The following is a 12,898-nucleotide window of genomic DNA, read 5'->3' as shown; positions in this document are numbered from 1 at the left end:
TGGCTGGCAGCACGGAAAACCCTCAAGCTGCCAGCGTCATATCTCCCGTCACCTTACATATGCTCGCTTCAGAGATCCCCCCCAAACGCATGCCAGGAAAGGTTCTGGTTGTCTGTGGCGAATTCAGCAATAGCAAAACAGAACGCCTGGTGCGAACCACTGTAATAATAAAAAACGAGAAAAAGTCAGGCAGGGAACGTACGTGAATCGCACAAAAAGGAGGGGGATATTCCAACCACTATACCAACAGCCAAAAAACAAAGGGGTTACCTTTCGGTAACCCCTTGTTTAATCTGGCGGAAGCGCAGAGATTCGAACTCTGGAACCCTTTCGGGTCGCCGGTTTTCAAGACCGGTGCCTTCAACCGCTCGGCCACACTTCCGGAATGAGGCGCACTATAAACACCCTCGCGTCTTCTGTAAAGCCTGAGAATGTTCATTTGCCTGAAAAATCATCAAAAACGTGTTGTTCGCCTGAAAAATCAACATAATGACTATTTATTCAGCGTGCAAAATACAAAACAATCAGTGTTTCTTAATATACATGTCCTTTGTCAGGTAGTACCCCAGACTGTCAGGCGCAAATCCCCCCACCCACGGTTTCACCAGATGGGTACGAACATAATGGTAGACAGGTATCGCCGGCACATCCTGACCCAGGATATTTTCCGCCTGCTGATAATACTTACCGCGCTCGGTGATATCTTTAGCCTTCGCCGCGTTACGCAACGCCTCGTCGTAGGCCGGGTTGCTGTACTGGCTGGTATTCTCGCTATCGCCGGTACGGAAATTGTTGAGGAACGTTGAGGCATCATCATAATCAGCAATCCATGCATAACGAACAGCATCGAAATTGCCGTTGTGCATGGTGTCCAGCATGGTTTTCCACTCCTGGTTTTGCAGTTTTACCTCAACCCCCAGATTTTTCTTCCACATCGAGCTGGCTGCGATAGCGATGCGTTGATGCGTCTCCATCGTGTTATAGAGCAAATTAAAAGTCAGCGGATGGGCATCATTGAACCCCGCCTCATTGAGCAGTTTTTTTGCTTCGGCAAGACGTTTTTCGCGCGACCATGATGCATATTCAGGTGAAGCGATCTTTACCCCACCAATTTCCGGTTGGCTAATCACCCATGCAGGACGTTGCCCCTGAGCCATGACCTTATCGGCGATGATATCTTTATCCAGCGCCATATTAAGCGCCCGCCGCAGGCGCGGATCGTTAAATGGCGGTTTGGTGGTATTGAATTCGTAGTAATAGGTAGCCAGCTGCGGGTCCACATTGACCTGATCGCCCAGCGTTTTCTGTAATTGTGCGAACTGGTTCACAGGGATGGTATAGGTGATATCAATTTCACCGGCTTTAAACCGGTTAACATCGGCGGTTTCCGAATTGATCGGCAGATACGTCACCTTATTGATTACCGTCTCTTTGTCATTCCAGTAACGCTTATTGCGCTCAGCACTAATACGCTCATTCACCACCCAATCCGTCACCTTATAGGCACCGCTGGTGACAATATGTTCCGGCTTTGTCCACTTCTCGCCAAAGCGGCTAATTAACACTTTATCGACTGGTACCAGTGAAGGATGTGCCAGCATCGGCAGGAAAGAGGCCGTCGGTTGCGTCAACGTCACCTCAAGCGTTGAATCGTCCAGCGCCTTCACACCCAGCGTATCCGGGGATTTCGTGCCCTTCGCAATGTCCGTTGCGTTGACGATGTGCATATTGCCAGGATAACTGGCATAGGGTGATGCGGTCTTCGGATCTACCAGGCGCTGCCAGCTCCAGACCACATCTTTTGCCGTGATTGCCGTACCGTCTGACCAGGTAATGCCCGGGCGTAAATGGAAAACCCAGACCGTGTTGTCCTTGTTCTCCCATTTTTCCGCCAGACGCGGTTCAATGGTTCCATCCTTTCTGACCGCCACCAGCCCATCAAAGATATCGCTGATGATATTAAATTCGACATCGCTTTCGACTTTATGCGGATCCAGCGACGCGGGCTCACTGCCATTGTTGCGTACCAGTTCCTGTTTTTCCGCGAGCACGGTTCCTGCCGGCACCGTCGCAGCAAACGCGCCTGAACATACGCTCAGAATGCCGACAGTCAATAAAGAAAGTGCAATGTGATTACGTGTTTGAGGTTTCATGTCCTTTGCCCTTGATCATTAATATTATGACGATGCGAGTACACTCTTAGCGCTCAAATGATTACAGGGCAATATTTTTCAGTGACATATAAGACACCAATATGGATTTGCATCACATTTACCCGCTCCAACAACGAAGTGTGCGTTTTGCCATAAGTCTCGCTAAAACAGACTTGCTTTATGAGTAAAGATGGGTAAAACAACTTTGTCAGGAAGCAAGTCTTTTCTAGACTCCACACTTAATTACATCTGTCATAAGAGAGTGACTCATGGATCGTATTATTACTTCATCGCGTGACCGCACATCCCTGCTAAGCACCCACAAGGTCTTGCGCAATACCTATTTTCTGTTAAGCCTTACGCTGGCGTTTTCCGCGATCACAGCGACCGCAAGCACTGTATTAATGCTACCCTCTCCGGGGCTTATCCTGACGCTGGTCGGTATGTACGGTCTGATGTTTCTGACCTATAAACTGGCGAACAAACCGACCGGTATCCTGGCCGCTTTCGCGTTTACCGGCTTCCTCGGTTATATCCTTGGTCCAATGCTGAACGCTTACCTCTCTGCCGGTATGGGCGATGTGATCGCTCTGGCGCTGGGCGGTACTGCGCTGGTCTTCTTCTGCTGCTCTGCCTATGTACTGACCACCCGCAAAGATATGTCATTCCTTGGCGGCATGCTGATGGCAGGCGTGGTGGTGGTGCTGATCGGTATGGTAGCCAATATCTTCCTGCAGCTTCCGGCGCTACACCTGGCGATTAGCGCAGTGTTCATTCTGATTTCTACCGGCGCTATCCTGTTTGAAACCAGCAACATTATTCACGGGGGAGAAACGAACTACATTCGCGCCACCGTGAGTCTGTATGTGTCGCTGTACAACATCTTTGTCAGCCTGTTGAGTATCCTCGGTTTCGCCAGCAGAGACTGACCTCTATACTGCTCTTCCTATAGCCCCGCTTATGCGGGGCTTTGTTTTTTGCTACACTCCCGCCGTTGTTGACTGACGTTGTGAAAAACTATGTTGATCTTTGAAGGTAATGAAATAGAGACCGATAGCGAAGGCTATCTGAAAGAGAGCGCATGCTGGAGCGAAGCGCTGGCGCTGGCGATCGCGGAAAAAGAAAATATCACCCTCTCCCCTGAGCACTGGGAAGTGGTACGTTTTGTGCGAGAGTTTTACCTGGAGTTCAATACGTCTCCCGCTATTCGCATGCTGGTTAAAGCGATGGCGAATAAATATGGCGAAGAAAAAGGTAACAGCCGCTATCTGTACCGCCTGTTCCCGAAAGGACCAGCAAAGCAGGCGACCAAAATCGCCGGCCTGCCAAAACCAGTGAAGTGCATTTAGTAACGGATGTCGAAACGGGTCCATTCTTTACCGGGTTGATGCGGTTCAGTAAGAACCCTGTCGACCCGGGCGCTGCGCGGCCCGCCTGCTTTTAGCCATGCAATAAGTTTGTTGACCGCTTCCGCATCGCCGCAGGCCAGTACTTCTACGCTGCCATCATCAAGATTACGCGCATAACCCGTCAGGCCCAGTCGCTGGGCTTCATGCTGCGTGCTGTAACGGAACCCAACGCCCTGCACCATTCCGTGTATCCAGGCGATTGTGCATACCTGTGCCATCTTCGTCCTCCTTTCGCTGCTGGCGCGTTGCATTTAACCGGCGAACCCGTGACAATAGCGCCCATTTTCTTCAGTTTACAGAATAGCCGAATATGAGTGTACGTTTAGTGTTAGCCAAAGGGCGCGAGAAATCACTGTTGCGCCGCCACCCGTGGGTTTTCTCCGGCGCAGTCGCGCGCATGGAAGGCAAAGCCAGTCTCGGAGAAACCGTTGATATCGTCGATCATCAGGGTAAATGGCTGGCGCGGGGCGCATTATCGCCCGCATCACAAATACGTGCCCGCGTCTGGACGTTTGATAAAGACGAAAGCATTGATATTGCTTTCTTTACCCGCCGCCTGCAACGCGCGCAGCAGTGGCGTGACTGGGTGGCGCAGCGCGACGGTCTCGACAGCTATCGTCTGATTGCGGGCGAATCCGATGGCCTGCCCGGTGTGACCATCGATCGCTTTGGCCATTTTTTGGTTCTGCAACTGCTGAGCGCAGGGGCGGAATATCAACGCCCCGCTCTGCTCTCCGCGCTGCAAACGCTCTATCCGCATTGCGCTATTTATGATCGCAGCGATGTTGCAGTACGTAAAAAAGAGGGTATGGAACTCACCCAGGGGCCGGTTCTGGGCGAACTGCCGCCCGCTCTGCTGCCTATTGAAGAAAACGGCATGAAGTTATACGTCGATATTCAGGGCGGACATAAAACCGGCTATTACCTCGATCAACGTGATAGCCGTCTGGCTACCCGCCGTTATGTGGCAGATAAACGCGTCCTTAACTGCTTCTCCTACACCGGAGGGTTCGCAGTTTCAGCGTTAATGGGAGGGTGCCGTCAGGTAGTCAGCGTTGACACCTCACAGGAAGCCCTTGATGTTGCGAAACAAAACGTGACGCTGAACAAACTTGATCTCAGCAAAGCGGAATTTGTGCGCGATGACGTCTTTAAACTGCTGCGTAAGTACCGCGATCAAGGGGAAACCTTTGATGTTATCGTGATGGATCCGCCCAAATTTGTTGAAAATAAAAGCCAGCTTATGGGCGCATGCCGGGGATATAAAGACATCAATATGCTGGCGATCCAGCTCCTGAATCCCGGCGGGATACTGCTGACGTTCTCCTGTTCAGGTTTGATGACCACAGATTTATTTCAGAAAATCATCGCTGATGCCGCAATAGATGCTGGCCGTGATGTACAATTTATAGAGCAGTTCCGTCAGGCCGCCGATCATCCGGTGATCGCTACCTACCCGGAAGGGCTGTATCTGAAAGGGTTTGCCTGTCGCGTCATGTAACTTGAATTTTGGAACCTCGCCCGCATATACAAGGGTATGTAGGGTTCCCGGGAGGTGACAATGATTGCCAGCAAATTCGGTATTGGCCAGCAGGTTCGCCACTCTCTGCTGGGCTACCTTGGCGTAGTGGTCGATATCGACCCCGAATACTCTCTTGATGAGCCATCCGCCGATGAGCTTGCGGTAAATGATGAGTTGCGCGTACTGCCCTGGTATCACGTGGTGATGGAAGATGATGATGGTCAGCCTGTGCATACTTATCTGGCCGAGGCTCAACTCACTAGCGAAGTGACCGATGAACATCCGGAACAGCCTTCAATGGATGAGCTGGCACGTACTATCCGTAAGCAACTTCAGGCGCCTCGCCTGCGTAACTGATAACACCCCGCCAGCGCGGGGTGTTTTTATTTTGCAAGGCCGAGTCTGGGGATTTCGATGGCCGGGCAGCGATCCATTACCACGCTTAAGCCCGCTTCACGAGCCAGTACAGCGGCTTGTTCATTTATAACGCCCAGTTGCATCCACAACGTTTTGGCCCCTACCGCGATAGCATCCTGTGCGACCTCCCATGCGGCTTCTGAATTACGGAAAACATCCACCATATCAATCCTTTCCGGTATATCTGCCAACGTTGCATACCCTTTCTGACCTAATAGCGTACTGCCCGCCACTTTTGGTGACACGGGGATTACGTGATACCCCTGCTCCAACAGGTACTTCATCACGCGGTAGCTCGGACGATCGGGTTTATCACTCGCCCCTACCAGCGCAATGGTCTGAGTTGATTGTAAAATATCGGCAATATCGGTTTCTTTCATGGTTTCCTCCGGGCGATTTCACAAAGTGTAAATCAAACTGGTGAACTCAACCATTTTCATATTTTTTTAGCGGCTTCTCTTGCAGCATCAGGCGCTTCCAGTAATCTGTAGCAAAAATCACTGACGGAAACGGATTATGGAATTAACGACTCGCACCCTACCCGTGCGTAAGCATATCGCGCTCGTTGCACACGATCACTGCAAGCAGATGTTGATGAAATGGGTAGAACGGCATCACCCCGTGTTAGCCAACCATCAACTGTATGCAACAGGTACCACCGGTAATTTGATCCAGCGCGCAACAGGACTGGAAGTCAACGCCATGCTGAGCGGCCCGATGGGCGGCGATCAGCAGGTTGGCGCACTGATTTCCGAAGGGAAAATCGACGTACTGATTTTCTTCTGGGATCCGCTCAACGCCGTACCGCACGATCCCGATGTCAAAGCGCTGCTGCGCCTCGCCACGGTATGGAATATTCCGGTGGCAACCAACTTATCTACCGCTGACTTTATTATTGAGTCCCCACAATTCAATACCAGTGTCGACATCCTGATCCCGGATTATCAACGCTATCTTTCCGAACGACTGAAGTAAAAGCAGGCGGCTTATAGCCGCCTGCTGTCAGGGTTTTCTCGCCTGTGGCACGTCCAGAGACTTAAGAATGTCGACAAACCTCGACGGGTTCTCTTTATCAAATAATAACCAGACACGTTTACGCGCGCGGGTCAACGCCACATATAACAACCTGCGCTCCTCTGCATCGGGGAAATCCTCTGGTTGCGGCAGCAGCGCCTGCTCCATAATCGACTCGCGGGCCGGCGCCGGAAAACCGTCCTGTCCTTCCTGCAATCCCAACACGATCACATAATCCGCCTGCTGCCCCTTACTGGCATGAATGGTCATAAAATCGAGCTGCAATTTCGGCCAACGCGTCGCCGCCTTGTCCAGACTCGCGGGTTTACCGTGATGATAACGGGCCAGGAGCAGAATACGATCTTCCGACGTGGCATAACCGCTGAGTTTGTCCAGCAAGGCATCCAACTGGTCCTGCGCCAGTAGCGTAACAGCATGCTTATCACCAGCCGTCAGGCTGTTCAGCGGTTTTGCGAGTTGCCACGGGTTTTGCTGAATGAAGCGATTAGCAACGTCGCCAATTCGCGTATTGAAACGGTATGTGGTGTCGAGTGCGCAAAGATCGCCCTCGCCAAAATAATCATGGAAAGCCGTCGTCAGTGAGAGTTGCGCGCCACTAAAACGGTAAATAGCCTGCCAGTCATCCCCGACGGCAAAGAGTGTAGTCTGTGAATTCTGCTTACGCAGTGCTGCCAGCAACGCTGCACGTTGTGGCGAAATATCCTGGAACTCATCCACCAGAATATGTTTCCAGGGACTGATAAATCGCCCTTTATCCAGCACATTTATTGCCTGGTGGATCAGCCCGGAAAAATCGACAGCATTCTCCTCTTTTAAGGCTGTTTTCCAGGCTTTTAACAACGGAGCCATCAGTTTGATACGCTTGCTAAACAGCTCCCGAACCTCTTCCGGCGCGCTGGCAATCATCTCCGCCTGAGCGCCACCGTGCATTCGCATTAAGCCAATCCAGCGATCCAGACGGGGAGCAATACGCCGCTGCAATGCATCATTTTCCCAGAAATTACCTTCCGGAACATTCCACGCCATCTCCTCTTCCAGCCATTGTCGCCACCCTTTAGCTTGTGCTTTCTTTTCACTGCATTGGGAACACCAGGCATCGGTCAGGAGCGCCAGTCGCGCCGGAGTATCGCTTTCGAGCTCACTGACTTGCGGAACTTTTTTGCTTCCCTGCTGAATAATGTGCAGCGCCAGCGCATGGAAAGTCCGGGCAGTGATCTCCTCGGTATGCAGCCGCTCACGGATACGGTCATCCATTTCCCGGGCCGCCTGACGACCAAAAGCCAACAACAGGATCTGCTCAGGCGCGGCTTCACCCCGCGCTAACAACCAACCTGCCCTCGCCACCAGCACCGAGGTTTTACCGCTCCCCGCGCCTGCAAGCACCAGCAATGCGTGTTCCCCGTTAACAACGGCTCGTGCCTGCGCAGGATTCAGCGGTGAGGTTTCAACCTGGTCGAAAAATGCTGCATATTCCACCAGCATAGCGTCGGTATAGGCTTGATTATGCTGTGTGCGGCGTCCCTCAATGTCATTAAGCCACGCCTGACATTGCCGCCAAAGTTCACGGCAATTATCAAATTCATGCAGACGGCTGGTTGGCACGGGCAACGCCGTAAATGCCTGCTGCAACTGTTGCTGGAGGCCGCTAATTTGCTTGCGCGTCAGCCACTTTTTTTGCTCTATGCGTCCGGCAATCAGCTCCAATTGCGCAGATAAAACACCTGCAGCAACCTCGCTCATCTCCTTGCTCCAGTTATTCCAGCGCTCATTCAAGTGGTGATAAAAACGCTGGGTTTCGCTCCACTCAGTACCATGGAGGCGCACAACTTTTTTGTCAGCAAGCAGAAACTCCATCTCTCCCCATACCAATCCGCGTTTGCATTCGATTGCCAATAGCTGATTGAAGGGAATAAGGTATTCATGTCGATCGCCTGCGACTTTGACGCCCGCGTTAAGGATCACCGCACGATCATAAGGGTGCTGCGCCAGACGTTTTCCCAGGGAGGTCGCTTTCAGTTCCATGTCTTATTGTTCTCAGCTTGTGACAATAATTGCCAGTTTACCTGCCAGAGAATTGGTGCTCCAGTCCAAAAAATCGTTACAATTGCCAGGATATGTTTCTCACCGTATTACACCGAGGTTTTATGCGTACCGTTCTGAATATTCTGAACTTTGTGCTTGGCGGTTTTGCCACCACGTTAGGCTGGCTGCTAGCTACAGTGGTGAGTATGGTGTTGATTATCACCCTGCCGCTGACGCGCTCCTGTTGGGAAATCACAAAACTTTCGCTGGTACCATGGGGAAATGAAGCGATCCATGTCGACGAACTGGCCCCCCAAGGTAAAAACGTTCTGCTAAACGCAGGCGGCACCGCGCTGAACATCATTTGGTTTGTGCTCTTTGGCTGGTGGCTGTGCATCATGCACATTGTCGCCGGGATAACACAGTGCCTGACCATTATCGGCATTCCCGTTGGCGTGGCGAATTTTAAGATTGCCGCCATTGCCCTGTGGCCAGTTGGCCGCCGCGTGGTTTCTGTCGAAACGGCACGTGCCGCGCGCGAAGCCAATGCTCGCCGCCGTTTTCAGTAACTGGATAGCCATTCGCTATGTTGAGCCCTCTTATTCGTCGCTACACATGGAACAGTGCCTGGCTTTATAACGTCAGGATTTTTATCGCTCTTTGCGGAACCGCGGCGTTGCCATGGGTACTCGGTGAGGTAAAACTGACTATTCCCTTAACGCTCGGTGTCGTCGCAGCAGCGCTGGCGGATCTGGACGATCGCCTCACCGGACGCCTGCGTAACCTCATCATTACCTTGATTTGTTTTTTTATCGCCTCAGCATCCGTCGAATTGCTCTTTCCGTGGCCATGGCTGTTTGCCATTGGTCTGGTCAGCTCAACAATTGGCTTTATTTTGCTGGGTGGGCTTGGCCAACGTTATGCCACTATCGCCTTCGGCGCGTTGCTCATTGCGGTCTATACCATGCTAGGGATCTCGCTGTTCGAGCAATGGTATCAGCAGCCACTGTTGCTACTGGCTGGCGCCATCTGGTTTAACGTGTTGACCCTGGTCGGCCACCTGGTCTTCCCGATTCGTGCGTTGCAGGACAATCTGTCACGTTGTTATGAAGGGCTGGCGCACTATCTGGAGTTAAAGTCACGGTTGTTTGACCCGGACATTGAGGATGAAAGCCAGGCACCTTTATACGATCTCGCGCTGGCCAACGGCCAACTGGTGACAACACTGAACCAGACTAAAGCGACGCTTCTCACCCGGCTGCGCGGAGACCGCGGGCAGCGCAGCACCCGCCAGACGCTCCATTATTATTTCGCCGCGCAGGATATCCACGAACGCGCCAGTTCGTCGCATATTCAGTATCAAACGTTACGTGAACACTTTCGCTATAGCGATGTTATGTTTCGCTTTCAGCGGCTGTTGTCGATGCAATCTCAGGCCTGTGCTCAGCTTTCCCGGGCAATTTTACTGCGCGTGCCTTATCAACATGACTCCCGCTTCGAACGGGCATTTGTGCACCTGGATGCTGCGCTGGATCGTATTCGCGTTAATGGCGCGACATCGCCTGAGCACATGAAAGCACTCGGCTTTCTGTTGGACAATTTGCGCGCCATTGATGCACAACTGGCAAGTATTGAATCCGGCCAACCACAACCGTTGTCAGCAAGTGACACCGAAAACCAGCTCGCCGATGACAGCCTGAGCGGTTTCAGCGACATCTGGCTACGGATACGCAACAATTTGTCGCCGGAATCAGCGTTATTTCGTCATGCTGTACGCATGTCTGTGGTGTTATGTATTGGTTATGCGTTTATCCAAATCACCGGACTACAGCATGGTTACTGGATCCTGCTCACCAGCCTTTTTGTGTGCCAACCGAACTATAATGCCACACGCCATCGCCTGACTTTGCGCGTAATCGGTACGTTGGTGGGTGTCGCTATTGGTTTACCTGTGCTCTATTTTGTTCCTTCCCATGAAGGGCAATTAATATTGATTGTTATTACCGGCGTGCTGTTTTTTGCCTTCCGCACAGTCCAGTATGCACACGCGACAATGTTTATTACCCTGTTGGTATTGCTGTGTTTTAACCTGCTGGGAGAAGGTTTCGAAGTCGCCATTCCCCGTATTATCGATACCCTTATCGGGTGCGCCATCGCCTGGGCGGCAGTGAGTTTTATCTGGCCCGACTGGCGTTTTCGCCATTTATCACGCGTTACGGAGCAGGCATTTGACGCCAATTGCCGTTATCTCGATGCTATTCTTGAGCAGTATCATCAGGGACGTGATAACCGCCTGGCTTATCGCATTGCCCGCAGGAATGCCTACAACCGTGATGCGGAACTGGCTTCCGTTGTATCGAATATGTCCACCGAACCTGGGGCATCCCCGGAACTTCGCGACGCGGCCTTCCGGTTGTTGTGCCTGAACCATAGTTTTACCAGCTACATCTCAGCATTGGGCGCTCACCGTGAACAGCTCACGCAACCCGATATTTTGCGTCTTCTTGATGATGCTGTTTGTTATGTCGACGATGCCCTGCATCACCTCCCTGCCAGTGAGGGACGTGTGCAGGAAGCGCTCGCCGACTTATCGCAAAGAATTAAACATCTGGAACCACGTCCGGACAGCAAAGAGCCACTGGTGCTTCAGCAAATTGGATTGCTCATCGCTTTACTGCCGGAAGTGTGTCGTCTGAAACGGCAAATCGCTTAGTAAGGCTTGCTCCCCTTTGTTATCAGTTCATTAAACCACTCCAACAACTCCTGGCGCTTGATCGCCGGGAGTGCAGCTTCATGAAGACCAATAATGGCGCCTTCAAGAGCGAAGAGAACTTTAACACTGAGCTGCTGATTCATTTTTCTTAATCTGAGCCAACATGCTTTCGCACCAAGTAAACGCAGCGTATGCGCATCCAACACCCCGGCGTCATGTAACAGAGCCTCAAGCTGGAAAGTGAGATTGGGCAGATCGCGCAGGCGCAATCGGGCAGTCCGCTGTATTTTCTCCCGTTTCGCTGCACTGAGCGAAAGCGCAGAAAGTTCCAGCAATAATGCACGATCGCTCCACAAACGTTCATTCACGAAGTAGTAATTTAACGAAACCTGACGGCCACGCTTATTGAACATCAGCATGGGGGCTTGCCGGGTAACGGTATAATGTGCACTTTCATCGCACGCGCGCAGATAAAGTTCTCCGCCAGCAACCATTGCAAAAACCGTTTTGTCTACCGACAAACTGTAACCACCGAAATGGGCGCGATAGCAAATATCCCCGAGAGATGCGAGGCATTCGCATGACTGATAGATCCGTTGATGTGATATGTCTTCCATGATTATTCCTTTAAAAATCACGTAGTAACAACAATAACATTATTATCGGATCCGTTAATCAGGAACATAGGCAACTGAGGACGGGACAGCAAGAAAATTTTACGTATGGCGGCGGGGACAGAGCAAAAATGCGAGTTACTTTCAGAAAATGAGGTTGATCTTTGAACGTTCAGAGGTTACTGTATGTTTATACAGTAACCACAGGGCTGGATTGATTATGTACACTTCAGGTTATGCTAATCGTTCAACAAAATTGGCTTCCACACTCAGCACAGCAAATCGCGCTGAATCCACCGACGTCGCTGCGGGGCTGATTAGCGAGGTTGTCTATCGTGAAGACCAGCCTATGATGGCGCAACTTCTTTTACTTCCCCTGCTGCAGCAACTCGGGCAGCAATCGCGTTGGCAGCTATGGCTAACGCCTCAGCAGAAACTGAGCCGTGAATGGGTACAATCTGTCGGCTTACCCCTCACCAAGGTTATGCAAATCAATCAACTGTCGCCTGGCGTGACGCTGGAATCCATGATCCGTGCATTGCGCACCGGCAATTATAGCGTGGTAATTGGCTGGCATGCGGAAGAACTGACAGAAGAAGAACACCACCGCCTGGCGATGGCTGCAGAGGAAGGCAACGCAATAGGCTTCGTTATGCGCCCGTTACGTCATGATTCTCTGGGTGCGAGACAGCTTTCAGGGATAAAAATTCACTCTAATTTGTATCATTGAGTAAATTTAAGATTTATCCTGGGATATTTTTTAAGAATGACTGGCATGACCAATTTATCAGTCAAATACAGCGACAAAGCCTGTGTGGCGCGCTTCGCAGGCTAACGACATCGACTAATACTTAGTCAAAAATGTTAAATAATGTGTACACAAAGTCTTTTTTTTCATATGCCTGACGGAGTTCACACTTGTAAGTTTCCAACTACGTTGTAGACTTTACATCGCCAGGGGTGCTCGGCATAAGCCAAAGATATCGATAAAGATATCTCCTGAGTTATTAGTG

13 protein-coding genes and 1 tRNA gene are annotated in these 12,898 nt (G+C 51.3%); 8 read left to right on the top strand and 6 right to left on the bottom strand.

Features of this window, described 5'->3' with window-relative positions:
• Window positions 1-294: 294 nt before the first annotated feature.
• Window positions 295-382, bottom strand: a tRNA-Ser gene (locus ACQ3G7_RS18100).
• Between the two features lie 142 nt (window positions 383-524).
• Window positions 525-2,153: an ABC transporter substrate-binding protein gene (locus tag ACQ3G7_RS18095; RefSeq protein ID WP_430890910.1), complete on the bottom strand. Its 1,629-nt coding sequence runs from the start codon at window positions 2,151-2,153 to the stop codon at window positions 525-527.
• 269 nt (window positions 2,154-2,422) lie between these two features.
• Between ACQ3G7_RS18095 and yccA the strand changes: the two genes are divergently transcribed.
• Window positions 2,423-3,082 carry an FtsH protease modulator YccA gene (gene yccA, locus ACQ3G7_RS18090; protein ID WP_263097238.1) on the top strand — a complete coding sequence of 220 codons (660 nt, stop codon included), beginning with the start codon at window positions 2,423-2,425 and terminating at the stop codon, window positions 3,080-3,082.
• A 90-nt stretch (window positions 3,083-3,172) separates the two neighbouring features.
• Entirely contained in the window at window positions 3,173-3,502 is a 330-nt protein-coding gene (gene tusE / locus ACQ3G7_RS18085) for a sulfurtransferase TusE (protein WP_430890907.1), read from the top strand.
• On the opposite strand, the gene yccX is transcribed toward tusE, so the two are convergent.
• Window positions 3,499-3,780 carry an acylphosphatase gene (gene yccX, locus ACQ3G7_RS18080; protein WP_430890905.1) on the bottom strand — a complete coding sequence of 94 codons (282 nt, stop codon included), beginning with the start codon at window positions 3,778-3,780 and terminating at the stop codon, window positions 3,499-3,501. The two genes, tusE and yccX, sit on opposite strands and share 4 nt — an antisense overlap.
• Window positions 3,781-3,872: 92 nt before the next feature.
• Between yccX and rlmI the strand changes: the two genes are divergently transcribed.
• Complete coding sequence (gene rlmI / locus ACQ3G7_RS18075) at window positions 3,873-5,063, top strand: 23S rRNA (cytosine(1962)-C(5))-methyltransferase RlmI (protein ID WP_430890903.1); 1,191 nt, start codon at window positions 3,873-3,875, stop codon at window positions 5,061-5,063.
• 60 nt (window positions 5,064-5,123) lie between these two features.
• Complete coding sequence (gene hspQ, locus ACQ3G7_RS18070) at window positions 5,124-5,441, top strand: heat shock protein HspQ (RefSeq protein ID WP_061494721.1); 318 nt, start codon at window positions 5,124-5,126, stop codon at window positions 5,439-5,441.
• A 26-nt stretch (window positions 5,442-5,467) separates the two neighbouring features.
• Here hspQ and ACQ3G7_RS18065 read toward each other — a convergent pair whose 3' ends face one another.
• Complete coding sequence (locus ACQ3G7_RS18065; RefSeq protein WP_430890901.1) at window positions 5,468-5,881, bottom strand: CoA-binding protein; 414 nt, start codon at window positions 5,879-5,881, stop codon at window positions 5,468-5,470.
• Between the two features lie 136 nt (window positions 5,882-6,017).
• On the opposite strand from ACQ3G7_RS18065, the gene mgsA reads away from it, so the two are divergent.
• Window positions 6,018-6,476, top strand: coding sequence for a methylglyoxal synthase (gene mgsA / locus ACQ3G7_RS18060; RefSeq protein WP_263097243.1), 459 nt, complete (start codon window positions 6,018-6,020; stop codon window positions 6,474-6,476).
• Between the two features lie 27 nt (window positions 6,477-6,503).
• Here the strand turns inward: mgsA and helD are convergent, their stop codons facing one another.
• Window positions 6,504-8,558: a DNA helicase IV gene (gene helD, locus ACQ3G7_RS18055; RefSeq protein ID WP_430890898.1), complete on the bottom strand. Its 2,055-nt coding sequence runs from the start codon at window positions 8,556-8,558 to the stop codon at window positions 6,504-6,506.
• Between the two features lie 122 nt (window positions 8,559-8,680).
• Here helD and ACQ3G7_RS18050 point away from each other — a divergent pair, with 122 nt between their 5' ends.
• On the top strand, window positions 8,681-9,127 hold the full coding sequence (locus ACQ3G7_RS18050) for a YccF domain-containing protein (RefSeq protein WP_263097245.1): 447 nt from the start codon (window positions 8,681-8,683) through the stop codon (window positions 9,125-9,127).
• Window positions 9,128-9,144: 17 nt separating this feature from the next.
• Entirely contained in the window at window positions 9,145-11,271 is a 2,127-nt protein-coding gene (yccS, locus tag ACQ3G7_RS18045; protein ID WP_430890896.1) for a YccS family putative transporter, read from the top strand.
• On the opposite strand, the gene ACQ3G7_RS18040 is transcribed toward yccS, so the two are convergent.
• Window positions 11,268-11,888, bottom strand: a complete 621-nt coding sequence (locus tag ACQ3G7_RS18040) for a TfoX/Sxy family DNA transformation protein (RefSeq protein WP_430890894.1) — start codon at window positions 11,886-11,888, stop codon at window positions 11,268-11,270. The genes yccS and ACQ3G7_RS18040 overlap by 4 nt on opposite strands.
• Before the next feature lie 217 nt (window positions 11,889-12,105).
• On the opposite strand from ACQ3G7_RS18040, the gene sulA reads away from it, so the two are divergent.
• Window positions 12,106-12,615, top strand: a complete 510-nt coding sequence (sulA, locus tag ACQ3G7_RS18035; RefSeq protein ID WP_430890892.1) for an SOS-induced cell division inhibitor SulA — start codon at window positions 12,106-12,108, stop codon at window positions 12,613-12,615.
• The last annotated feature ends 283 nt before the right edge of the window (window positions 12,616-12,898 follow it).

The organism is Kosakonia sp. N21 (assembly GCF_050587465.1).
Taxonomy (GTDB): domain Bacteria; phylum Pseudomonadota; class Gammaproteobacteria; order Enterobacterales; family Enterobacteriaceae.
This window is presented reverse-complemented; position numbering and strand designations above follow the sequence as displayed.

Coding starts and splice junctions, on each gene's coding strand:
- mgsA (WP_263097243.1), top strand. CDS start 6,018: ATGGAATTAACGACTCGCACCCTACCCGTGCGTAAGCATATCGCGCTC.
- hspQ (WP_061494721.1), top strand. CDS start 5,124: ATGATTGCCAGCAAATTCGGTATTGGCCAGCAGGTTCGCCACTCTCTG.
- yccA (WP_263097238.1), top strand. CDS start 2,423: ATGGATCGTATTATTACTTCATCGCGTGACCGCACATCCCTGCTAAGC.
- yccX (WP_430890905.1), bottom strand. CDS start 3,780: ATGGCACAGGTATGCACAATCGCCTGGATACACGGAATGGTGCAGGGC.
- rlmI (WP_430890903.1), top strand. CDS start 3,873: ATGAGTGTACGTTTAGTGTTAGCCAAAGGGCGCGAGAAATCACTGTTG.
- ACQ3G7_RS18040 (WP_430890894.1), bottom strand. CDS start 11,888: ATGGAAGACATATCACATCAACGGATCTATCAGTCATGCGAATGCCTC.
- ACQ3G7_RS18065 (WP_430890901.1), bottom strand. CDS start 5,881: ATGAAAGAAACCGATATTGCCGATATTTTACAATCAACTCAGACCATT.
- yccS (WP_430890896.1), top strand. CDS start 9,145: ATGTTGAGCCCTCTTATTCGTCGCTACACATGGAACAGTGCCTGGCTT.
- tusE (WP_430890907.1), top strand. CDS start 3,173: ATGTTGATCTTTGAAGGTAATGAAATAGAGACCGATAGCGAAGGCTAT.
- ACQ3G7_RS18095 (WP_430890910.1), bottom strand. CDS start 2,153: ATGAAACCTCAAACACGTAATCACATTGCACTTTCTTTATTGACTGTC.
- helD (WP_430890898.1), bottom strand. CDS start 8,558: ATGGAACTGAAAGCGACCTCCCTGGGAAAACGTCTGGCGCAGCACCCT.
- ACQ3G7_RS18050 (WP_263097245.1), top strand. CDS start 8,681: ATGCGTACCGTTCTGAATATTCTGAACTTTGTGCTTGGCGGTTTTGCC.
- sulA (WP_430890892.1), top strand. CDS start 12,106: ATGTACACTTCAGGTTATGCTAATCGTTCAACAAAATTGGCTTCCACA.